The 21863-nt window shown below is 58.8% G+C and carries 20 protein-coding genes; 13 read left to right on the forward strand and 7 right to left on the reverse strand.

Going from position 1 to position 21863, the window contains the following annotated elements:
- Positions 1 to 94: 94 nt before the first annotated feature.
- The gene (locus EAY64_RS16980; RefSeq protein ID WP_103525927.1) at positions 95 to 1132 is read right to left on the reverse strand and encodes a patatin-like phospholipase family protein; all 1038 of its coding nucleotides are present in this window, start codon (positions 1130 to 1132) and stop codon (positions 95 to 97) included.
- A 225-nt stretch (positions 1133 to 1357) separates the two neighbouring features.
- Here EAY64_RS16980 and EAY64_RS16985 point away from each other — a divergent pair, with 225 nt between their 5' ends.
- Both EAY64_RS16985 and EAY64_RS16990 read left to right on the forward strand, forming a co-directional pair.
- Complete coding sequence (locus EAY64_RS16985; protein ID WP_103525928.1) at positions 1358 to 1696, forward strand: PadR family transcriptional regulator; 339 nt, start codon at positions 1358 to 1360, stop codon at positions 1694 to 1696.
- Complete coding sequence (locus EAY64_RS16990) at positions 1693 to 2523, forward strand: DUF1700 domain-containing protein (RefSeq protein WP_103525929.1); 831 nt, start codon at positions 1693 to 1695, stop codon at positions 2521 to 2523. The genes EAY64_RS16985 and EAY64_RS16990 overlap by 4 nt, the downstream gene beginning before the upstream one ends.
- Positions 2524 to 2593: 70 nt before the next feature.
- Here EAY64_RS16990 and EAY64_RS16995 read toward each other — a convergent pair whose 3' ends face one another.
- On the reverse strand, positions 2594 to 3151 hold the full coding sequence (locus EAY64_RS16995; RefSeq protein WP_103525930.1) for an adenine phosphoribosyltransferase: 558 nt from the start codon (positions 3149 to 3151) through the stop codon (positions 2594 to 2596).
- A gap of 99 nt (positions 3152 to 3250) precedes the next feature.
- Positions 3251 to 4549 (reverse strand): NCS2 family permease, encoded by a 1299-nt coding sequence (locus EAY64_RS17000; protein ID WP_103525931.1) that lies wholly within the window; start codon positions 4547 to 4549, stop codon positions 3251 to 3253.
- Positions 4550 to 4716: 167 nt separating this feature from the next.
- On the opposite strand from EAY64_RS17000, the gene gmk reads away from it, so the two are divergent.
- From gmk to rpoD, 9 genes are all read left to right on the forward strand, one after another.
- On the forward strand, positions 4717 to 5346 hold the full coding sequence (gmk, locus tag EAY64_RS17005) for a guanylate kinase (protein WP_103525932.1): 630 nt from the start codon (positions 4717 to 4719) through the stop codon (positions 5344 to 5346).
- A gap of 68 nt (positions 5347 to 5414) precedes the next feature.
- Entirely contained in the window at positions 5415 to 5621 is a 207-nt protein-coding gene (gene rpoZ, locus EAY64_RS17010; protein ID WP_059284935.1) for a DNA-directed RNA polymerase subunit omega, read from the forward strand.
- A gap of 23 nt (positions 5622 to 5644) precedes the next feature.
- Complete coding sequence (locus EAY64_RS17015) at positions 5645 to 7801, forward strand: RelA/SpoT family protein (RefSeq protein ID WP_103525933.1); 2157 nt, start codon at positions 5645 to 5647, stop codon at positions 7799 to 7801.
- 3 nt (positions 7802 to 7804) lie between these two features.
- Positions 7805 to 8005, forward strand: coding sequence for a sulfur carrier protein ThiS (gene thiS / locus EAY64_RS17020; RefSeq protein WP_103525934.1), 201 nt, complete (start codon positions 7805 to 7807; stop codon positions 8003 to 8005).
- Between the two features lie 22 nt (positions 8006 to 8027).
- Positions 8028 to 8822 carry a thiazole synthase gene (locus EAY64_RS17025; protein WP_226034193.1) on the forward strand — a complete coding sequence of 265 codons (795 nt, stop codon included), beginning with the start codon at positions 8028 to 8030 and terminating at the stop codon, positions 8820 to 8822.
- A gap of 130 nt (positions 8823 to 8952) precedes the next feature.
- Positions 8953 to 9165: a 30S ribosomal protein S21 gene (gene rpsU / locus EAY64_RS17030; protein WP_059284939.1), complete on the forward strand. Its 213-nt coding sequence runs from the start codon at positions 8953 to 8955 to the stop codon at positions 9163 to 9165.
- Positions 9166 to 9272: 107 nt separating this feature from the next.
- A complete protein-coding gene (locus EAY64_RS17035) occupies positions 9273 to 9719 on the forward strand; it encodes a GatB/YqeY domain-containing protein (protein WP_103525936.1) in 447 nt (148 codons plus the stop codon).
- Between the two features lie 63 nt (positions 9720 to 9782).
- On the forward strand, positions 9783 to 11564 hold the full coding sequence (gene dnaG, locus EAY64_RS17040) for a DNA primase (protein WP_103525937.1): 1782 nt from the start codon (positions 9783 to 9785) through the stop codon (positions 11562 to 11564).
- A gap of 71 nt (positions 11565 to 11635) precedes the next feature.
- A complete protein-coding gene (gene rpoD, locus EAY64_RS17045; protein ID WP_103525938.1) occupies positions 11636 to 13564 on the forward strand; it encodes an RNA polymerase sigma factor RpoD in 1929 nt (642 codons plus the stop codon).
- A 515-nt stretch (positions 13565 to 14079) separates the two neighbouring features.
- Here rpoD and EAY64_RS17050 read toward each other — a convergent pair.
- Positions 14080 to 14841 (reverse strand): tyrosine-protein phosphatase, encoded by a 762-nt coding sequence (locus tag EAY64_RS17050; RefSeq protein ID WP_103525939.1) that lies wholly within the window; start codon positions 14839 to 14841, stop codon positions 14080 to 14082.
- Between the two features lie 455 nt (positions 14842 to 15296).
- Between EAY64_RS17050 and EAY64_RS17055 the strand changes: the two genes are divergently transcribed.
- Both EAY64_RS17055 and EAY64_RS17060 read left to right on the forward strand, forming a co-directional pair.
- Positions 15297 to 16565, forward strand: a complete 1269-nt coding sequence (locus EAY64_RS17055) for a dicarboxylate/amino acid:cation symporter (protein WP_103525940.1) — start codon at positions 15297 to 15299, stop codon at positions 16563 to 16565.
- Between the two features lie 167 nt (positions 16566 to 16732).
- Positions 16733 to 17809, forward strand: coding sequence for a type II asparaginase (locus EAY64_RS17060; RefSeq protein WP_103525941.1), 1077 nt, complete (start codon positions 16733 to 16735; stop codon positions 17807 to 17809).
- Positions 17810 to 18003: 194 nt separating this feature from the next.
- On the opposite strand, the gene EAY64_RS17065 is transcribed toward EAY64_RS17060, so the two are convergent.
- From EAY64_RS17065 to EAY64_RS17075, 3 genes are all read right to left on the reverse strand, one after another.
- Entirely contained in the window at positions 18004 to 19335 is a 1332-nt protein-coding gene (locus tag EAY64_RS17065; RefSeq protein WP_103525942.1) for a sigma-54-dependent transcriptional regulator, read from the reverse strand.
- Complete coding sequence (locus EAY64_RS17070; protein ID WP_199734478.1) at positions 19328 to 21187, reverse strand: sensor histidine kinase; 1860 nt, start codon at positions 21185 to 21187, stop codon at positions 19328 to 19330. Before EAY64_RS17070 ends, EAY64_RS17065 begins: the two co-directional genes overlap by 8 nt.
- Positions 21188 to 21455: 268 nt before the next feature.
- Positions 21456 to 21863 (reverse strand): methyl-accepting chemotaxis protein (locus EAY64_RS17075; protein ID WP_233566504.1); only part of this gene is annotated, 408 nt, incomplete at its 5' end.

The raw sequence follows: 21863 nt of genomic DNA on the forward strand, positions 1-21863 counted from the left end.
CCTGCTGCTGCGCGGTGACGTTGGCTAAGAGGCGGGTGGGGTATTGAACAACAAGGGCTGCCATGGCAGCCCTTGTTGCATGGTGGCGGCAGGCTCAGGCCAGGCCCAGTTCCGCCGCGTGGTCATGGCACAGTGACAGACCAGCGGAGTAGCCGGCCTGATACATCTGCGACAGGTTGGAGTAAGACCAGTCCAGTTCCTGCTCGCGTTGGGCCGGGCTGATGAACTGGTCGTAGGGTACGCGCAGCAACTGGGTACGCGGCTTGCCGTCGACATCCTTGTTATGCAGTGCTTCGAACAGCTTCAGGTCGTCGCGGGCAATTTCAGTCAGCGGCGTGATGATGGACTGTACCCAGGCATCGTACAGATCGCGTGGCGGATGCAGGATCTGCTCGCTGCCCAGAACATCAAACACCACCGTGGTGTCGATATGCGAGTGGTCCTGGAACAGGCGCTTGAAGTTGAGAGTGTCAATCGCCGCGCCTTCGATGTAGTAATCACCATCCAGCTGGTAGGGCGGGTAGATCAGCGGGAAAGATAGAGCGGCCAGGAAGTGCTCATGGGTGATTTGCTGCTTGTCCCAGCACTCCATGCGCTTGCGGCTGAGGTTGTAGGCATTCAGATAGAACTGTGGCTTGAGGCTGGCCAGCTTGCTGAAATCGACGACCTGGTCGATGAAGGGCACATGGGCACACAAGCCCTTGCTATGCGCTGTCAGATCGCTGGGGCAGAGGCTGGCCATCAGCCAGCTGCTCCAGTCAGCGGCCAGCCGCTGTAGCGGCCCCTGGTCGGCCTGAGCCTGGATGGCCTGTAATAGCGGATTCGCCTGCTGCCATTGACGCCAGATGTCCGCCAGCGGGCCGGGTTTGTTGAAGACCTTGAAATTGACCGGAAAGGCTGAGTACAGCGCGTCGGCCACCCCCATGTCGGCCAGTTTTTTCAAGGCTCTTTTGCCGTCCTGGCCCTTGGCTGCGACATAGAGCAGGCCGACTATCGCTCCCGCACCCGAGGTGGAAATGATGTCAAATTCAACGCCTGCTTCGATAAATGCGACGAGCGAACCTGCCATCAGCGTGGCATTGGGAGCACCACCGCCCAGCACCAGTGCCAGCGATTTTTTGTTGGAGTTCATGAGTGTGATTTCGGGTGAGGATATGTCAGTGTTTATGCTTTATGGATGAAGAATTCGCTTGGCGCCAAGTAAAAATTCATCTTCACAGCATTAACGGGTGGCTGATCATGGCTACGTGGTTTTACCAAGTACCTTGTAATGCATTGTAGCTGGGGCTAATATCCGGCTTGTTCTTGCGCCTGGCACGACTATCTATCGTGTAATGCAAGGTATGGGAGTCCCAGCATGAAAACGCAGTTGAAAAAGGGCACGCTGGATATGTGCGTGCTGGCCGCACTAGCGGCCGGTGACAGCTATGCCTACGAACTGGTGAGCATTCTGTCGCGCAGCATGGAAGTGAGCGAAGGCACCATGTATCCGCTGATGCGCCGGCTGCAGGCCGAGGCATGGGTGTCGACCTATCTGGTGGAATCGGCCAGTGGGCCTTCGCGCAAGTACTACACCTTGACCGCAGAAGGGCGCCGGCAGTTGGTGCTGATGCAGCAGGAATGGCAGGAGTTCGTTAGCGATGTGAACAGTGTGTTGCAACTGGCGGCAGGCCAGACCAAGGGAGAGGCATCATGAACCAGCATGAATTCATCAGTCAGTTACAAGAAGCGCTGTCGCGGCTGCCCGAGAGTGAAAGGCAGGACATCGTTGCCGATTACCAGGAGTATTTTCGTGATGGCCTGGCGGCTGGTCGCAGCGAGGCGGATATCGCGGCTGCGCTGGGAGATCCACAGCAGCTGGCGCGGGAGTTGATGGCGCGCCATCACATGGCACGCTGGGAGAGTCGCAAGAGTGTTGGCAACCTGCTGTCCGTGGTGGGGTCCATCGCCGGGCTTGGCGTACTGAATTTCCTGCTGGCCATCCCCTTTCTGTTTTATCTGTGGCTGCTGACCATGGGGGCATTGGCCTCCACCGGCATCCTGATCGGTGGGGTGGTGCTGTTTGCTACGCTGGCTAGCAATGCACTGTTTGGCTGGCCGGGCATCCAGGAAGCCCGCGACTTCCGCACGCTTTGGTCAAGCTATGAACAGGCTGGACCTAGCGCGAATATCCATATCCGGGGTAGCAATGGCGAAAGAGTGGATGTGGTGCGGGATGCATCGGCAGGACGGGTTAGCGTTCATATTGAATCCAGTGATGGATCGGTTAGCGTGCAGCGCAGTGCCAGTGAGGCGCGTGGTGTGCTACGCAGCGTTAATGAAGATGGGCAGCTTGATGATAATGAATTGAATATCGGCATAAGCCATGAGGGCGCCTGGATTGCCGTGGTGTTGATGATCGTTGTGGGGGCGGGCGGTTTGTGCCTGTGCTACTGGATGGCGCGCTGGACCTGGCGTGGTCTGCTGGCTTATGGCCGTTACCAGTTGGGGATGCTGGTCAAGGCCAGAGGGCTGGATGGCTGATTGATTGCCTTGTAGCAGACAAAACGGACCCGTGGGGTCCGTTTTGTCTGTCTGCCGATGTGTATAGGGCTTAATGGCCGTCGTAAGAGCACACCGTGAAAACATCCAGGCCGGCATCGCGAATCAGCTGGCCACCACCCAGTTCCGGCAGTTCGATGATGGCGGCGGCTTCCAGTACATTCGCCCCCAGCTTTTTCAGCAGATTGTAGCCAGCCATCATGGTGCCGCCGGTGGCGATGAGGTCGTCGATCAGAATCACCCGGTCGCCGGCTTTGCAGGCATCGGTGTGGATCTCCACCGTGGCGTTGCCATATTCCAGTTCGTATTCTTCCGCCACGGTCGTGAAAGGCAGCTTGCCTTTCTTGCGGATGGGTACGAAGCCGACATTCAGCTCGTAAGCCAGTACCGAGCCAATGATGAAGCCACGGGCATCCAGGCCGGCAATCAGATCCACTTCTTCCAGCATGTAGCGGTGGACATAAATGTCGATCAGCATGCGGAAGGTTTTGGGGTTTTGCAGCAGCGGGGTGATGTCGCGGAACATCACGCCCTGGCTGGGCCAGTTGGGCACGGTGCGGATCCAGCCCTTGAGGTAGCTGGCGTAGTCGAGATTGCTGAGATTTTCCATGGCGCTATTGTACTTTCAAATGAAGCAACCGTGTCTGGCGGCGCTGAAAGTAAAAAGGCCCGCCGCAACAAGCGGCAGGCCCTGTGTGTCTGATGTCGATCAGGCGAAGAAAGCCAGCTTGAAGATCCACAGCGCGGCAATCACCACCACGGCCGGTTTCAGGTCGGCAAAGCGGCCAGCCAGAATCTTGATCACAGCATAGCTGATGAAACCGAAAGCGATACCGTCGGCAATCGAGAAGGTAAACGGCATGGCCAGTGCAGTCATCACCGCAGGGGCGGACTCGGTCAGGTCGTTCCAGTCGATTTCCGCCAGGCCACGAGCCATCAGCACGGCCACATAGCACAGTGCCGGTGCGGTGGCGTAGGCCGGTACGGTCTTGGCCAGCGGCGAAATCCACAGGCAGGCCAGGAACAGGATGGCCACCACGGTGGCGGTCAGGCCGGTACGACCACCCACGGCAGTGCCGGCGGCCGATTCGATGTAGGCCGTGGTGGACGAGGTGCCCATGATGGCACCGGCGGTAATGGCGACCGAGTCAGCCAAGAGGGCGCGCTTCAGGCGCGGCAGCTTGCCATCCTTGTCCAAGAGGCCGGCGCGGTGCGACACACCCACCAGCGTGCCGGTGGTGTCAAACAGGTCGACAAAGAAGAACACGAAGATCACGCCAACCAGGCCGGCGCTCATGGCGCCATGCAGATCCATCTTCATGAAAGTGGGCGCCATGCTCGGTACCGGAGCGAAGATGCCTTCAAACTTGGACAGGCCCAGCGCGATGGACAGCGCGGTCACCACCAGGATGCCAATGATGATGGAGCCCGGCACCTTGCGGTATTCCAGCGCCACGATCAGGAAGAAGCCCAGAATCGCCAGCAGGGTGGTGGGATTGTGGATATTGCCCAGGGTCAGGTAAGTAGCCGGATGGGCTGCGATCACGCCGGCATCTTTCAGTGCGATGATGGCCAGGAACATGCCGACGCCGGCAGAAATGGCAAACTTCAGCGAACGCGGAATGGCGTTGACAATGGCTTCACGCACCTTGAACAGGCTGACAGCCAGGAAAACGATGCCGGAAATGAATACTGCCCCTAGTGCTGCCTGCCAGGGGATCCCCATGCCCTTGACCACGCTGAAGGTGAAGTAGGCATTCAGGCCCATGCCCGGAGCCAGTGCCATCGGATAATTGGCCACCAGGCCCATGATGGCAGTACCCAGCGCAGCGGCCAGGCAGGTTGCGACGAATACTGCGTTCAGGTCCATGCCGGTGGCGGACAGAATCAGCGGATTGACCAAAATGATGTAAGCCATGGTCAGAAAGGTAGTGAAGCCGGCGATCACTTCGGTCTTGACCGAAGTACCGTGTTCCCTCAGCTTGAAAAAGCTTTCCAGTAGTTGCATGACAGAGATGCTCCGAGCCTTGTTATGGTTTGGTTAAGACGCGGGATTTTACTTCGGTGTGAAGACAAACACCTAAATCTTGACATGAAGATACTTTTACTCTTAACCGGAAATCCACTCTGTGGTATTCTGAAAAATTACCCTTTCTTTGGCAGGAAGCTCGATTGATGAGCAAAGCAGTCGGGAACATCTATATCGTGGTGGCACCTTCCGGTGCAGGCAAAACCTCGCTGGTAGCGGCTTTGCTGCAGGCAGAGCCAAGCGTTGAGCTGTCCGTTTCCTACACCACGCGCCCTGCGCGCAGCGGTGAGGTGGATGGCCAGCATTACCACTTTGTCGGCCACGCCGAATTCCAGGCCATGATCGCTGGCCAGGACTTCCTCGAGTATGCCGAGGTATACGGCAATTTTTACGGCACCAGCGTGCGCTGGCTGCAAAGCCGGCTGGAGCAGGGGCGTGACATCCTGCTGGAAATCGACTGGCAGGGTGCCGAGCAGGTGCGCAAGGTATTCCCGGATGCGGTTGGCATTTTTATTCTGCCGCCTTCCATCGAAGAGCTGGAACGCCGCCTGCGTGGCCGTGGTACCGACAGCGAAGAAGTGATTCTGCGCCGCCTGGCTTCGGCCCGTTCCGAAATCGACAAGGTAGCCGAATACGACTACATCGTGGTCAATGACGATTTCGAACGTGCCAAAGGTGATCTGGTCAGCATTTTCCGTGCACGCCGCCTGCGTGCGGCGGTGCAAACCATGCGACTGGCGCCGGCGCTGGCCCGCATGGGCGTGCAGCACGACTAGCACGCATTGGTTGCTCCGGCAAAACTCGATATAGTTATCCACATCGCGCAATTTACGAAAGAAATCAGATGGCACGAATTACCGTAGATGATTGCCTGGATCGCATCCAGAACCGTTTTGACCTGACTCTGGCTGCAGCCTATCGCGCCCGTCAGGTTGCCTCCGGCGCGACTTCCTTCGTGGATGCCGGCCGTCACAAGCCCACTGTCGTTGCGCTGCGCGAAATCGCCGCCGGCCATGTAGGCAAGGAAGTTCTCACCCGTAGCAAGAGCTGATCAGGGTGCAGGCGGAGCGACACATGGGGACCGGGCTGGAGATCGCCATCGATTACGAGGCATTGATCGAACGCGAAGCGGCGGCATTTTTCGAGGCAGCCGCCCGTTATCTCAAGCCGGAAGACGTGCAGTTGCTGCGCCAGGCCTTCGATGTCAGCCGCGAGGCGCACGAAGGCCAGACCCGCAAGAGTGGCGAGCCCTACATCACCCATCCGCTGGCGGTTGCGACCATGCTGACCGACTGGCGGCTGGATGTGCAGGGGCTGGCTGCTGCCTTGCTGCATGATGTACTGGAAGATACCGGCGTCACCAAGCCCACGCTGGCCGAGAAATTCGGCAAGGTGGTGGCTGATCTGGTCGATGGCCTGTCCAAGCTGGAAAGGCTGGAATACCAGACCAAGGAAACCGCCCAGGCGGAAAACTTCCGCAAGATGGTGCTGGCCATGGCGCGCGACATCCGCGTCATCATCGTCAAGCTGGCCGACCGTCTGCACAATATGCGCACGCTGGACTCCATGCGCGAGGACAAGCGCCAGCGCATCGCACTGGAAACACTGGAAATCTATGCGCCGATTGCCAACCGCATCGGTCAGAACAAGGTGTACCGCGAGCTGCAGGATCTGGCGTTCAAGCACCTGCACCCGCACCGTTACAGCGTGCTGTCCAAGGCCGTACGTGCCGCGCGCGGCAACCGCCGTGAAGTGGTCAACAAGATTCTGAAAACCGTCAGCCAGCGGCTGGTGGAAAGCAATATCGAAGCCACCATCAAGGGGCGCGAAAAAAACCTCTACAGCATCTACAAGAAAATGCAGGAAAAACACCTGTCGTTTTCCGAGGTGCTGGATATCTACGGCTTCCGTGTCGTAGTGAACGACATTCCCAGCTGTTATCTGGCGCTGGGTGCGCTGCACAGCCTGTACAAGCCTATCCCGGGCAAATTCAAGGATTACATCGCCATCCCCAAGGGTAATGGCTACCAGAGTTTGCATACCACCCTGTTCGGCCCTTACGGCACGCCAGTGGAAATGCAGATCCGTACCCGAGAAATGAACGGTGTGGCCGAAGCCGGTGTGGCTTCGCACTGGATGTACAAGAGCGGCGATGCCGGCATCAATACCGCCCAGCAGCGCACGCACCAGTGGCTGCAAAGCCTGCTGGACATGCAGGAGGAGAGCGACGATGCCGTCGAATTCCTTGAGCACATCAAGATCGACCTGTTTCCGGACGAGGTGTACGTGTTCACCCCCAAGGGCAAGATCATGGTGCTGCCGCAAGGCTCAACCCCGGTCGATTTTGCCTATGCCGTACATACCGATGTCGGGCACCGCTGTATTGCCGCGCGCGTCAATCATGTGCTGATGCCGCTGCGTACCGTGCTGCGCAATGGCGATACTGTCGAGGTCATTACCTCGACCCAGGCCAAGCCCAATCCGTCCTGGCTTACTTTCGTGCAAAGTGGCCGTGCCCGTTCCGGCATTCGTAATTATCTGAAGAGCCTGCAGCGCGAAGAAGCATCCACGCTGGGCGAGAAGCTGCTCAAGCAAGCCATTGGCGCGCTGGCGGTGTCGCCGCTGCTGCTGGATGATGCGCTCAAGGCTGAATACATGGCAGTGCATGGCGACAAGCTGCAAGGCTTCCAGGAAGTGCTGGCGGAAATCGGTGCTGGCAAGCTGTTGCCGATTGCCGTGGCGCGCCGTCTGGTCGAGCTGGCCGGCGAACGTCTGGGTGAAAATGTCAAGGTGGGTCCGGTCACCATCCGTGGCAACGAGGGCGGCACCGTGCAGCTCAGCAGTTGCTGCAATCCCTTGCCGGGAGATGAAATCCTCGGCGTCATCACCAAGGGCCAGGGCCTGGTGATCCATCGCATTGCTTGTCCGAATGTGCAGCGCGTTGATCACGACAAATTGCTCAATGTGAATTGGGAAACGCAGCGCGACCGCATGTTCGGCGTTTCTGTCAGTGTGCTGGCACGCAATGAGCGCGGTGCGCTGGCGGATATTGCCGCCGCCATCTCGCAGGCTTCGGCCAATATCGAAAGCGTCGATACCCAGGATACTCATGTGGGTGACGGCTTCATTCACATCCATTTCCGCCTGCAGGTGGAAAGTGTCGAGCATCTGTCGCGGGTACTGAACGAAATCCAGAGTCTGGTGGTGGTGCAGCGGGCGGAGAGGAGATAAGCCATGCAGTTGCGTATCAATGGCGAAATGAAACAATTTGCCGCGCTGGCTACCGTGGCAGAGCTGGTGCAGGCGCTGGAGCTGGTCGGCAAGCGGGTTGCCGTCGAGCTCAATGGCGAGATCGTACCCCGCAGTCAGCATGGTCTTGCCGCGCTGGCGGATGGGGATGAACTGGAAATCGTGGTGGCGGTTGGCGGTGGCTGACGCTGCGCCGAAGGAGTGGAAAGTGCAGGATCAACTGGTCATTGCAGGCAAGGCCTATAATTCACGCCTGCTGGTAGGTACTGGCAAATATCGTGATTTCGAGCAGACTGCCGAGGCGCTGGATGCCTCGGGCTGCGACATCGTTACCGTCGCAATTCGACGTGTCAATCTGGGTCAGCACGCCGGTGAGCCCAATCTGCTCGATTTTTTGCCGCAGAACCGTTACACTCTGCTCCCCAATACGGCGGGCTGTTATTCCGCCGAGGATGCCATCCGCACTTTGCGCCTGGCGCGCGAGCTGCTGGATGACCACCGTCTGGTCAAGCTGGAGGTGCTGGGCGACTCCGGCAACCTGTTCCCCAATGTCAAGGAAACCCTGAAAGCTGCCGAAGTACTGGTCGCCGAGGGCTTTGATGTCATGGTGTACACCTCGGATGACCCGATCATCGCGCGCGAGCTGGAGCAGATCGGCTGTTGCGCCATCATGCCGCTGGCCAGTCTGATTGGCTCGGGCATGGGCATCCTGAATCCGTGGAATCTGAAACTGATCATCGAGCAATCCAGTGTTCCGGTGTTGGTAGATGCCGGCGTGGGGACCGCATCCGATGCGGCCATCGCCATGGAACTGGGTTGTGATGGCGTGCTGATGAATACCGCGATTGCCGCTGCCGGTAATCCCGTATTGATGGCACATGCCATGAAACTGGCTGTCGAAGCAGGCCGCGCCGCCTATTGTGCGGAGCGGATGCCGAAACGTTTTTATAGCGCTGTACCAAGTTCTCCTAGTGAGGGGGTGATTTCTTCTCGCAAGCCGTGATGCACAAAAGCGCCACAAAAAGCTTGTCGGGAATGCTTCAGACTTTTCCAAACCGCGTATTGTTGTTAAAATGCTGTTTTTTATAGGTAGCGGTACGTCCATACCTACGGATCTAAGGATACTTGAGTCAATGCCGAATATTCGCGTTAAAGAAAACGAGCCGTTCGAAGTCGCCATGCGTCGCTTCAAGCGCGCTGTAGAAAAAACCGGTCTGCTGACCGAACTGCGCGCTCGTGAGTTCTACGAAAAGCCGACCACCGAACGCAAGCGTAAGCACGCTGCTGCCGTAAAGCGCCACTACAAGCGCATCCGCAGCCAGATGCTGCCGCCGAAACTCTTCTAAGAGTTGCTCCGGCAATAAAGCGGGACCGCAGGCATGGCCTGCGGTTTTGCCATTTGTACTCCAGAATTCTTACGCCATGTCTTGACATGGCCCCTTGTGAGCACGACATGAGCCTCAAAGTTCGCATCAGCGATGACATGAAGTCCGCCATGAAGGCAAAGGACACCGAGCGCCTGGCCGCCATCCGCCTGTTGATGGCTGCCATCAAGCAAAAGGAAGTGGACGAGCGCATCGAGCTGGATGACGCAGCCATCGTGGTGGTGATCGACAAGATGCTCAAGCAGCGCCGTGACTCCATCTCGCAGTACGAAGCAGCCCAGCGCCAGGATCTGGCCGACAAGGAAAAGGCTGAAATGACCGTGCTGATGGCCTATATGCCGCAGCAGCTGTCCGAGGCCGAAATCGACGAACTGGTCGCCAAGGCCGTGGTCGATAGCGGTGCTGCCTCCATGCAGGACATGGGCAAGGTCATGGGCCTGCTGCGTCCGCAGCTGGCAGGCCGTGCCGATATGGCGCTGGTTTCCGCTCGCATCAAGGCCAAGCTGACCGCCTGACCCATGGCCGGGTGCAGTCAGGCCCGGTATTTTGTTCCCTCGTGTTAAGGCAGGTGTTCGCCGTTGATTCCACAGGACTTTGTTGATCAGTTGCTGTCCCGTGTCGATCTGGTCGACGTGGTGGATCGCTATGTCCCGCTAAAGAAGGCCGGCCAGAACTATCTGGCCTGCTGTCCTTTTCACAAGGAAAAATCCCCTTCCTTCACTGTCAGTCCCAGCAAGCAGTTCTATCACTGCTTCGGTTGTGGCGCGCATGGCTCTGCCATTGGTTTCGTCATGGAATACCAGGGACTGGGCTTTGTCGACGCAGTGAAGATGCTGGCGGAAAGCATCGGCATGCAAGTGCCGGAAGTGCGCAGCATCAATCCGGAAGCTACCCGTGCGGCGCGTGAGCGTCAGCTGTCGCTGGAAGAAGTGATGCAGCTGGCGGCAGGCTATTTCAAGCAGCAACTGAAATCTGCCCCGGTTGCCATCAGTTATCTGAAAGGGCGGGGTGTCAGTGGCGAAATTGCCGGGCGCTTTGGGCTGGGTTATGCGCCGGGCGAATGGCAGAATCTGCAGGCCATTTTCCCGCAATACCAGGACGACAAGCTGGTGGATGCCGGCCTGGTGATTCTGAATGAAGAAAGCGGCAAGCGTTACGATCGCTTCCGTGAGCGGGTGATGTTCCCCATCCGCAACCAGCGCGGTGCCATCATCGGTTTTGGTGGCCGGGTGCTGGGCAAGGGGGAGCCCAAGTATCTGAACTCGCCGGAAACGGTGCTGTTCGAAAAAGGCCGCGAGCTGTACGGCCTGTATGAAGCCCGCCAGGCTATCCGCGAAAAGAACCGCGTATTGGTGGTGGAGGGCTATATGGACGTGGTGGCGCTGGCCCAATATGGCATAGCCTATGCGGTGGCCACGCTGGGGACGGCCACCACCGGTGAGCATGTGCGCAAGCTGATGCGCCATGCCGACCAGGTGTATTTCTGCTTTGACGGCGACAAGGCTGGCCAGAAGGCCGCCTGGCGTGCGCTGGAAAACAGCCTGCCGCAATTGCAGGATGGCAAGGCGCTGAATTTCCTGTTTTTGCCGCAGGAACACGACCCGGACAGCTATATCCGGGAATTCGGTACCGAAGCATTTGAACAGCAGCTGGAAGAACACAGCCTGCCGCTGTCGGTTTACTTTACCCGCGAGCTGACCGGCCGCGTGGACATGAATACGCCGGAAGGGCGGGCAGACCTGATCAAGCAGGCCAGCCCGCTACTGGCACAGATTGCAGCACCGGCGCTCGGCTTCATGATCAGAAAAAGGCTGGCGGAACTCGCCGGCATGGACGTCGACGATTTCGACATGCTGACCACGGGCAAGAAGGCGCCGGAGCGCAAGGGCAAGCGGGAATACCGCCTGCCGGAAGAATCATATCGCCAGATCAACACGCCCATCGTCCACAAGCAGATCAAGTGGCTGCTGATGAACCCGGCGTGGGCCGGTGATGTGACATTGCCGGACAGCCTGCCGCTGTCCGACGAACTGGCCTGCTTTGCGATGTTGGCCGAAAGTGTGCAGGGACACGAACAGCCGCCCAATACGGCGCAATTGATAGAGGGGCTGCGCGGCACCCCCTACGAAGGGCTGATCGACAGTGTGCTGCACCAGGCCATGCAGGATCCGGACGAGTTTGCCGACCCCGGCGAGGATGATCGCACCCAGTTTCAACACGGCAATGCCAAGCTGTTGAAAATGCTGCGTGAAGCCCAGGTGGAAAGGCTAAAACTGAAAGACCGCAACGAAGGTCTAACACCGGAAGAGAAAGCATTATTCAGGGAACTGCTCCGAGACCTGCTTGGCTCATCCCCGTGAGCCAGGGCAGAAGTGACGTAGTTGTGTTATAATCAACTGTTTTTTTCGGCTTATTTTAAGCAGGAAGCAAAATGGCGGCCTCTCCCGAAAATCAAAAAGACGTACAGGACAACGAAGAACAGGTAATGAGCCTGGAAGAGCAGCGTAAACGCCTGCGCCAGCTGATTGCCCTGGGCAAGGAACGTGGCTATCTCACCTACGCTGAGATCAATGACCACCTTCCGGAAGATGTCTCCGATGCCGAACAGATCGAAAACATCGTCACGATGATTTCCGGCCTGGGCATCCAGGTTTACGACGAAGCCCCGGACGCAGAGACCCTGCTGATGTCCGATGCCACCCCGGCTGTGGCGGATGAAGATGCGGTGGAAGAAGCCGAGGCAGCCTTGTCCTCGGTCGACTCCGAATTCGGCCGTACTACCGATCCGGTGCGCATGTATATGCGCGAAATGGGTTCGGTCGAGCTGTTGACCCGTGAAGGCGAAATCGAAATCGCCAAGCGTATCGAAGACGGCCTCAAGCACATGATTCTGGCGATCTCGGCATGTCCGGGTACGGTGGCCGAAGTGCTGGAGCTGGTTGAGCGCATCAGCAAGGAAGAAATCCGCGTTGACGAAGTAGTGGATGGTTTCATCGACCCGAATGCTGATACGGCTGAAGCGGCACTGCCGTTTGCCGAGCCGGAAGTCGAGGAAGATGCACTGCTCGAAGACGAAGAAGCGGACGCCGAAGACGACGAGGCCAGTGCCGAAGCCGCCAACCTGGCCAATCTGGAAGAGCTGAAACAGCAAACGCTGGAGCATTTTGCCGGCGTGCGCATGATGTTCGACAAGATGGTCAAGGTGCTGGAAAAGGAAGGCTCCAAGTCCAAGGGCTATCTGGAACTGCAAGACGCCATCACCACCGAATTCATGATGGTGCGCTTCTCCACCCGCCAGATCGAATCGCTGTGTGAATCGCTGCGTCGCCGTGTCAATGAAATCCGCACCTTCGAGCGTGATATCCAGGACATCTGCGTCACCCGCGTGCGCATGGATCGTACCCACTTCATCAAGGTATTCCCGGGTAACGAAATCAACACCGCCTGGGTGGAAACCGAAATCGATTCCGGCAAGGCCTGGAGTGAGGCACTGACCCGCTTCAAGTACGCCATCATCGAGAAACAGACCAAGCTGTCCGAGCTGCAGGATCGCGCCATGTTGCCGATCAAGGAGCTCAAGGAAATCAACCGCCAGATGTCGGCGGGTGAGTCCAAGGCGCGTCGTGCCAAGAAGGAAATGATCGAGGCCAACCTGCGTCTGGTGATTTCCATCGCCAAGAAGTACACCAACCGTGGCCTGCAGTTCCTCGACCTGATCCAGGAAGGCAATATCGGCTTGATGAAGGCGGTGGACAAGTTCGAATACCGTCGTGGTTACAAGTTCTCGACCTATGCCACCTGGTGGATTCGTCAGGCCATTACCCGCTCCATTGCGGATCAGGCCCGTACCATCCGTATCCCGGTACACATGATCGAAACCATCAACAAGATGAATCGCATCAGCCGTCAGATCCTGCAGGAAACCGGTCGCGAGCCGGATCCGGCCGAACTGGCGGAAAAGATGGAAATGCCGGAAGAGAAGATTCGCAAGATCATGAAGATTTCCAAGGAGCCCATCTCCATGGAAACCCCGATCGGCGACGACGACGATTCCCATCTGGGCGACTTCATCGAAGACCAGAACAACCTGGCACCGTCTGATGCTGCGATGTATTCCAGCCTGAAGGACGCTACCAAGGAAGTGCTGGACACCCTGACGCCGCGTGAAGCCAAGGTATTGCGCATGCGTTTCGGCATCGACATGAATACCGATCACACCCTGGAAGAAGTGGGCAAGCAGTTTGACGTGACGCGCGAGCGGATTCGTCAGATCGAAGCCAAAGCCCTGCGCAAGCTGCGTCACCCGACCCGTTCGGAACGTCTGCGCAGCTTCCTGGATAATGAGCCGGGCGGTCAGTAAGCTGGCCTTGTAGGCAGGAAATCATCCCCAAGCCGCTTGCATCAGGGCTTGGGGATTTTTATTTGTCTCTGCTATAATGCCCCCCTTCGGGCCTCTAGCTCATGCTTGGTTAGAGCAGCGGACTTAAGCTGCAACGTTCTACGATTCGCAAGAATACGGACGATGCAAAATTGGGTTGCCCTGGAGTAAGTTGACTCTGCTCCTTGGTAGAACTGCTCAAATTCGGGGAAACCTCTGTTGCCTTGGTGGCGTGGCAATCCCGAGCGAAACTCTCTGGCGAGAGGACGTGTAGAGACTGTACGGGCAGGTCGTAAAGACAAGAGACAGTCCAGACCACAAACCCGAAAGGGGTGGCGAAAGCCATAGTTGGTAAGCATAATCCGTTGGTGCCGGGTTCGACTCCCGGGGGGCCCACCAAACATCAAAAGCCGCTGTGCATCCACACAGCGGCTTTTCCATGTCTGCAGCTACACGATGGTGAACACGGCCTGGCCTGTTGCCGGCTCGCCCGGGGCTTAGCGTAACAAGCGCTGCTGCAATTGCTGTTTGCTGGCCAGGTCGATGTGAAGCACAGTGTGCAGATAGTTTTCCACTCCCGCGTAATGTTGCTCTACCGTTGCGTAAAAACGGTCCAGATAGCGGCTATCCACTTGTAGTGCAATGGCGAAGGCCGCTTGCTGGGCTGCGTCAGCCCCCGCTGTGGCGGACTGGGCGAGAAGTCGCGCATTCTCCCGGCGACGCATGCGGTTGGTTTGCAGGTAGTCCTGATAAATCAGGGTTCTGGAGACCTCCAGTAGTTCAAGCATCAGCATGGCGGCAATGCCGGTTCGGTCTTTGCCGGCAGCGCAATGAAACAGCACGCTTTTATCCGCATCATTGGCCAGCACTTCCTGAAAAAACTGCCGGTAACCCGCTTGTGCGGCAGGGGAGAGCGCCAGTTCCTGATACAGCATCTGCATGTATTCTGTGGTTTTGCTCACGCTATCAAGCTGGGTGAAGGCCGCGATGGATGCTTGTGCCTGCTGCTGTGCTTCGGCCAGCAGATCAATGTGGACATAGCGGGCTTGGGCAATGCTGACATCAGGCCGCTCCCGGGCTTCTTCCGCACTTCTGAAGTCGATGATCTTGCCGAGCTGGTATCGTCCTGCCAGTTGTCGTGTCTGTTCCGGGCTGAGGCGGGACAGCTCGGCAGAGCGCAATAGCCGCTTGCTGATCAGTTGTTTGCCATGCTTGTTTTGAATGCCGCCCAGATCGCGAAAATTGGTGATGGTGAGCAAGCCAGGGTTCCTTGTGTGGTCTGATCATGTGGTGAGGAGGGGAGTGCGGGCAGGCTCTGCTGCGCCGCTCTTGCGCGAATGCGCTGCCCCATGAGTGGAATGTGATGGATGGCATGATTGTCGGCGATTCCGGCGCGTAACCCAACAGCTGGCGGTGAGGTGGTGCACTGGCCGCAAGTGCATGCTGCATTGCGGAAACTTTTTCCTTGCGAGTGGGTCTAGCTCGCTGGCATGCCGACAGGTATCTGCCTTTCACCTGGCTGTTCGGTCGGGTTTCCAAACGCGCCTCAGCCCCTCTGTTCGGCTTTCCGAATGCATGTCATTGTATTTTTAATTTTATTCTTTAAAAACAACAGCTTGACTTGTTGTTTTGTGAATTTTTCCTGGCATGATTACTGCTGATACGAGCGGACTCAACACCGGTCTTAAAGCCGGGTTACTCTGGAGAAACGCTCGTGAAAACCAACAAGATTACCCTGTGGGTCTTGATCGCCCTGGTATTGGGCATCGCAGTCGGCTACGGCTGTCACACCTCGATTACCGATCCCAAGCAACTGAAAGACGTTGCCGGTTACTTCTCCATCCTGACTGACGTGTTCATGCGTCTGATCAAGATGATTATTGCTCCGCTGGTGATGTCCACCCTGGTACATGGCATTGGCAGCAGTGATTCCCGTTCGATTGGCCGTGTTGGCCTGAAAGCCATGGGCTGGTTTATGGGTGCCTCGCTGGTTTCCCTGTTCCTGGGCCTGATTTTCGCCAATACCCTGCAGCCGGGCCTGGGTTACACCCTGCCGATGGCTGATGCTTCGGCTCCGGTAGTGAAAGCCACTGCGTTGAACCTGAAGGATTTCATCACCCACATGTTCCCCACCAGCTTCTTTGACGCCATGGCGAAAAACGAAGTGCTGCAAGTGGTGGTGTTCTCGGTGTTCTTCGGTGTGGCCATTGCTTCCTACAAGGGTCCGAAGCCTGACATCCTGATGAAAGGCCTGGAACAACTGGCCAACATCATGCTGCGCGTCACCAACATCGTGATGATGTTTGCTCCGGTAGGTGTGTTTGGTGCGGTTGCCGCCACCATTACCGCCGATGGCCTGGGCGTGCTGTCGATGTACGCCAAGTTCATGGGTAGCTTCTATCTGGCGCTGACCTGCCTGTGGCTGCTGATGATTGCTGCGGCTTATGGCTTTATCGGCAAGAAGATCTTCGCCCTGCTGAAAACCATCCGCATGCCGCTGATGCTGGGCTTTGCCACTGCCAGTAGCGAAGCTGCCTATCCGACCCTGCTGGAACAGCTGGAGCGTTTTGGCATCAAGGAGCGTATTTCCGGCTTCGTGCTGCCGCTGGGTTATTCGTTTAACCTGGACGGCTCCATCATGTACACCTCGTTTGCCGCCCTGTTCATCTCGCAAGTGGCCAACATCCACCTGAGCCTGGGCCAGCAGATCACCATGCTGCTGATCCTGCTGATCACCAGCAAGGGTATTGCTGGTGTGCCGCGTGCTTCGCTGGTGGTGGTGGCTGCGGTACTGCCGATGTTCAATCTGCCGGAAACCGGCATTCTGCTGATCCTGGGTATCGACCACTTCCTGGACATGGGCCGCACGGCGACCAATGTACTGGGTAATGCGATTGCCACTACCGTGGTGGCTGCGTCCGAAGGCGATATCGATGCTGGCGCGGCACAGAGCAATCCGGCATTGGCAGAAGACCAGGCCTGAGCGCCCTAAGTCCCTGCCACCGTTTTACCCCATAAAAATCCAGTGACAGATCCCGCCCTGCCCAAGCCGCCGACACAGGCGGACAAGCAGGACGCGGGGCTGATCGCTGCAGCCAGTTGCTTCCCGGCAACGACATCCCCACTAGTCTTTCTACAAAGAGAAGAGACATGAAAAAAACCTTCAAACTGCTGTTGTCCAGCGCAGCCGTGATGGCTGCCCTGTGTGGTCAATCCGCCCATGCAGCCGAAGCGGCCAAGCCGCACGTGGTGATTCTGGCGACCGGCGGCACCATTGCCGGCACCGGTGCCAGCAGCACCACCACCATTGGTTACACCGCAGCCAAGCTGGGCGTGGACAAGATGATTGCCGCCGTGCCCGAGCTGTCCAAGGTGGCCGATGTCCGTGGCGAGCAGGTGGCCCAGATCGCCAGTGAAAGCATGACCAACGAAGTGTGGCTGAAGCTGGCCAAGCGCGTGAACGAACTGCTGGCGCAGAAGGATGTGGATGGCGTGGTGATTACCCACGGTACCGATACCATCGAAGAAACCGCTTACTTCCTGGACCTGGTGGTGAAGAGCAAGAAGCCGGTGGTCGTGGTGGGCTCCATGCGTCCGTCTACTGCCATCAGTGCTGACGGCCCGATCAACCTGTACAACGCCGTGATCCTGGCTGGTAGCAAGGAAGCTGCCGGCAAGGGTGTACTGGTTGCATTGAACGACCAGATCAATGCCGCACGCGAAGTGACCAAGACCAACACTTCCACCACCGATACCTTCAAGACGCCGGAACTGGGCTACCTGGGTTACATGCAGGACAACAAGCCGCACTTCTATCGCATGTCCACCCGCAAGAACACCGCAGATACCGAGTTTGACGTGAGCAAGCTCAACAGCCTGCCGCGCGTGGATATCGTGTACGGCTACGCCAATATGGACCGTGTGGCCATGGATGCCAACATCGCTGCCGGTGCCCAGGGCATCGTGCAGGCAGGTGTGGGTGATGGCAGCATCGCCGCACAGATGATGCCGGCCTTCCGTGATGCCCGTAAGAAAGGCATCGTGCTGGTACGCAGCTCGCGCGTGGGCAACGGTATTGTCGCCCGCAACGGCGAAGCCAATGACGATCAGGAAGATCTGGTGGTCAGCGACACGCTGAATGCACAAAAGGCACGCATCCTGCTGATGCTGGGCCTGACCAAGACCCACGACACCAAAGAACTGCAACGCATGTTCTACACCTATTGAGCCGCAGGGCCGGGCACTGTGCCGGCCTGTCTGCCTGTTGTGATGCCGGTGTAGCGCCGGCGTGATCCCCCCGCAACGGCAGCATGGCGCAGTGACTGCTCATGCAGCCTTTGGCAAGCGGCCCCGGTGGCCGCTTTTTTTATGCCCGCAGCCTGCAGCCGACCGGGACGGCAGGCTGCTCATCAGCCCGGCCATCAACCCGATTGATTCAGGCCGTATTTTTTCAGCTTGTCGAACAGGGTGGTCTTGGCCACTTTCAGCGCTTCGCTGGTGCGGCTGAGGCTGAAACCGTGGCGGCGGAATTCTTCGGCAATCAGTGCGCGCTCGAAAGCCTCGACGGTTTCGGCCAGCGGCAGGCTCTGGCTCAGCTCGCCGGATTCGGACAGCGGGCTGCGGATGCCCAGCACATAGCGCTCGGCCACATTGCGCAGTTCGCGCACATTGCCCGGCCAGTCGTAGGCCAGCAGCTCGGCTTGTTCGTGCGCTTCCAGCTGCGGGGTGGGGCGGTCAAAGCGGCTGGCGGCTTGCAGCAGGAAGTATTCGAACAGCAGCGGGATATCCTCGCGCCGCTCGCGCAGCGGCGGCAGCTGCAGGGTGACCACGTTCAGGCGGTAGTACAGGTCGCTGCGGAAGCTGCCGTTATTGCCCATGGCCTTGAGGTCGGCCTTGGTGGCCGATACCACGCGGCAGTCGACCGAGATCGGGGTATTGGAGCCCAGCCGTTCCAGCGTGCGCTCCTGCAGTACGCGCAGCATCTTGATCTGCAGCGGCAGCGGCATGCTTTCGATTTCATCCAGGAACAGCGTGCCGCCATTGGCGTATTCGATGCGGCCGATGCGGCGCTTGGCCGCGCCGGTGAACGCATGGGCTTCGTGGCCGAAGATCTCGCTCTCGAACAGGTTTTCTGCCAGCCCGCCACAGTTGACTGCGACAAAGTTATTCTTCTGGCGGCGGCTGATTTCATGCAGGCAGCGCGCCACCAGCTCTTTGCCAGTACCAGTTTCGCCCAGGATCAGTACATTGGCCGAGGTGTCGGCCAGGTCGGCAATCATGCGCCGCACCTTCTCCATGGCCGGTGAGCGGCCAATCAGCCGGGCTTCCAGGCTTTGCTTGTCATGCAATTGCCGGCGCAGGCTTTCCACTTCCAGGCTGAGGCGGCGCTGCTCCATGGCGCGACATACCACTTCATGCAGCCGCTCCGAGGAAAACGGTTTTTCGATGAAGTCGTAAGCCCCGTCCTTCATCGCCTGTACCGCCAGGCTGACATCGCCGTGGCCGGTGATCAGGATCACCGGCAGGCCGCTGTCGCGCGCCTTGAGCTGGCGCAGCAAGGCCATGCCGTCCTGGCCTTGCAGATGGATGTCGCTCACCACCACGCCGGGGAAGCCGGGCAGCAGCAGCGATAGCGCCTGCTCGGCGCTGGCGACACCGCGCGCTTCCAGCCCTTCCAGCGCCAGTGCCTGTTCGCAGCCCAGCCGGACATCCGGATCATCTTCGACAATCAACACTTTCATGCCATCAAACATGGCGGTTTTCCTTTGTGGCAAGCGGCAGGGTAATGGTGAATACCGCACCACCTTGCGGGTGGTTGTCGGCGCTCAGGCTGCCGCCGGCTTCTGCGATGATGCCGGCGCTGAGTGTCAGCCCCAGTCCCAGGCCGATGCCGGCAGGCTTGGTGGTGACAAAGGGTTCGAACAGCTGGGCGCGTACGGATTCATGCAAACCGGGGCCGTTATCGCGAATCTGCAATTGTAGGTGTTCTGTGGTGCGATGACCGCTGATTTCGATGATGGGCTGCGGCTGGTCTTGCAGCTCGTCCAGCGCATTGGCCAGCAGATTGACCAGCACCTGTTCGAAGCGGTTGGGGTCGCAGCGTGCCTGCCACGGCTCCGGCGCATTGGGGCGGAGAATGCGTACCTGACTGCCCTCCAGCCGGTTGCGCAGCAGCAGCACCGCGCTGTCGATGGCGAGGCTGATGTCTACCGTGCCCAGACTACTGGTGGACTTGCGTGCATAGCCTTTGAGCGCGCTGGTGATTTCGCCCATTTTATCCACCAGCTGGCAGATGGTTTGCAGATTGGTGCGGGCGGTGTCGGTTTGCTGGCGTTCGATAAACTTGATGGCATTACCGGACAGGGTGCGCAAGGCGGCCAGCGGCTGGTTCAGTTCGTGGGCAATGCCGGTGGCCAGCTGGCCCAGCACGGCCAGTTTGCCGGCCTGCACCAGATTGTCCTGGGTCTGGCGCAGGTGTTGTTCGGCACGGATGCGTTCGCTGACTTCTTCCTGCAATTGCTGGTTGGCACGGGACAGGTCGGCGGTGCGCTCTTCCACCTTGCGTTCCAGCTCGCGATAAGCCTGCTGCAGGGCTTCACGTGCGGCCAGCTTGTCACGCAGGCGGCGGCGCCGTTCGTTCAGCCACAGAATACCGGTGAGGCTGAGCAGGGTGAGCAGGGCGGCCAGCGCCGCACGGTTATAGGCCAGCTGGTACACCGGCTCCAGGCTGGACAGTACGGTCAGCCGCCAGTTGGACAGCGGCAGTTGCAGCGATTGCCCCAGCATGTCGCGCGGGTAGGCCAGCCGGCTCAGCGTGCGCCGGCCGCTTTGGTCCAGCCGGTAGATGTGGCTGCCGTTGCCCAGGCTGCGCCGTTCTTCCAGCCCCAGTGGCGGCAGCGGTTTGCGGTTGTATTGCCGGTTGCGGTCGAAAGCATCCTGCAGGGCCTTGCTGAAGGGCTTGAGGGTGCTGAATTTCCACCCCGGTTCGGTGGCCAGGATGACCACTTCATTCTGGTCGGACACCATCACCATGGTCTTGTTTTCGCGCCACAGCTTTTCCAGGTATTCCATATTGATCTTGACCACCGCCACGCCAATGATGCGGCCGTGGCTGGTCAGCGGCTCGGACAGATAGTAGCCGGCTTCGCTGCGGGTAGTGCCCACGCCGAAAAAGCGGCCGGGCTGGCCGCTGATGGCATCGGTGAAATAGGCACGGAAGGAATCGTTTTCGCCCAGATAGCTGTCCGGCTGCCGCCAGTTGCTGGTGGCGCGCACGATGCCGCTGCTGTCCATGATGTAGATGGCGCTGGCCCCGGTGCGCTGGCTCAGCCGTTCCAGATAGTCATTGGCGGCCTGCTGGCGCTGGCGGTCTTGCGGGGCGTGCAGCAGCCGCTCCACATAGGGTGACAGGCCGAGCAGGCTGGGCAGGCGGGCGTAGTGGCCGATCTCGCTGTTGAGGCTGTTGGCATACAGCTCCAGCCGCTGGGTATTGGCCGAGCGCAGCTCGTCCAGCGAACCGTCCACGCTGGCGCGAAAGGAGGCGACGGCGGCAATGTCCATCAGCACCAGCAATAGCGCTATGCGGAGTACGGTACGCAGTTTCAAGCGAAATCCAATCCTCGGGGTGGGCTGTGCCGGGCAGTGCCGGCGGCCAGCAGAAAGGCGGCCGTTGGCCGCCTGCGGTGATTCGGGTCAAGCCGCAGCAGATGGCGGCAGCCGGCTATTGTAGCAAATGCCTTGGCCTTCGCGGTGGCGCTTGCCTGTGGCGCTAGGCTGACCCCGCGTGAAAAACGCCAGCGGAATGCACAGCCACGTCCGGTGCATTTCGCTGGCCTTTTGCCTCACCCTTGCGCCTGAGACGCTGCACTGGCTCTTACAGGTGTCGCTCGAAATGGCTGACCAGGCGCTTCAGGTCGTGGGCGGTGGTGTGCAGTTGCTGCGCGACATGGCTGGTGGTGGCGATGCTATGGCTGTTTTGTTCGGTGAGCGCACTCATGGTCTCCATATTCTGTGCCACTTCGGTGGAGGCGGCTGACTGCTGCTGCAGCATTTCCGCCACGTTGGCCGCCGATTGCGCTACACCCTGGTTGGCCTCGCGGATGGCCGCCAGGCTGGCACTGGCGGTAGTGATGGCGTTTTCCACACCCTGTACCCGCTCCAGTGCCGCATGCACATTCTGCAATACCTCGTGCGTGCGCTGATGCAGCACATTGATGGATTGTTCGATTTCCAGGGTATTGCCCGCCGTGCGCTCGGCCAGCTTGCGCACTTCGTCGGCCAC

This window comes from Aquitalea palustris, assembly GCF_003693445.1.
GTDB classification, from domain to species: Bacteria; Pseudomonadota; Gammaproteobacteria; order Burkholderiales; family Chromobacteriaceae; genus Aquitalea; species Aquitalea palustris.

Bases quoted from the DNA above. Each gene is read 5' to 3' on its own strand.
- rpsU (WP_059284939.1), top strand. From the start codon at position 8,953: ATGCCGAATATTCGCGTTAAAGAAAACGAGCCGTTCGAAGTCGCCATG.
- rpoD (WP_103525938.1), top strand. From the start codon at position 11,636: ATGGCGGCCTCTCCCGAAAATCAAAAAGACGTACAGGACAACGAAGAA.
- EAY64_RS16990 (WP_103525929.1), top strand. From the start codon at position 1,693: ATGAACCAGCATGAATTCATCAGTCAGTTACAAGAAGCGCTGTCGCGG.
- EAY64_RS17065 (WP_103525942.1), bottom strand. From the start codon at position 19,335: ATGTTTGATGGCATGAAAGTGTTGATTGTCGAAGATGATCCGGATGTC.
- EAY64_RS16985 (WP_103525928.1), top strand. From the start codon at position 1,358: ATGAAAACGCAGTTGAAAAAGGGCACGCTGGATATGTGCGTGCTGGCC.
- EAY64_RS16995 (WP_103525930.1), bottom strand. From the start codon at position 3,151: ATGGAAAATCTCAGCAATCTCGACTACGCCAGCTACCTCAAGGGCTGG.
- gmk (WP_103525932.1), top strand. From the start codon at position 4,717: ATGAGCAAAGCAGTCGGGAACATCTATATCGTGGTGGCACCTTCCGGT.
- EAY64_RS17000 (WP_103525931.1), bottom strand. From the start codon at position 4,549: ATGCAACTACTGGAAAGCTTTTTCAAGCTGAGGGAACACGGTACTTCG.
- EAY64_RS17035 (WP_103525936.1), top strand. From the start codon at position 9,273: ATGAGCCTCAAAGTTCGCATCAGCGATGACATGAAGTCCGCCATGAAG.
- EAY64_RS17015 (WP_103525933.1), top strand. From the start codon at position 5,645: ATGGGGACCGGGCTGGAGATCGCCATCGATTACGAGGCATTGATCGAA.
- rpoZ (WP_059284935.1), top strand. From the start codon at position 5,415: ATGGCACGAATTACCGTAGATGATTGCCTGGATCGCATCCAGAACCGT.
- thiS (WP_103525934.1), top strand. From the start codon at position 7,805: ATGCAGTTGCGTATCAATGGCGAAATGAAACAATTTGCCGCGCTGGCT.
- EAY64_RS17060 (WP_103525941.1), top strand. From the start codon at position 16,733: ATGAAAAAAACCTTCAAACTGCTGTTGTCCAGCGCAGCCGTGATGGCT.
- EAY64_RS16980 (WP_103525927.1), bottom strand. From the start codon at position 1,132: ATGAACTCCAACAAAAAATCGCTGGCACTGGTGCTGGGCGGTGGTGCT.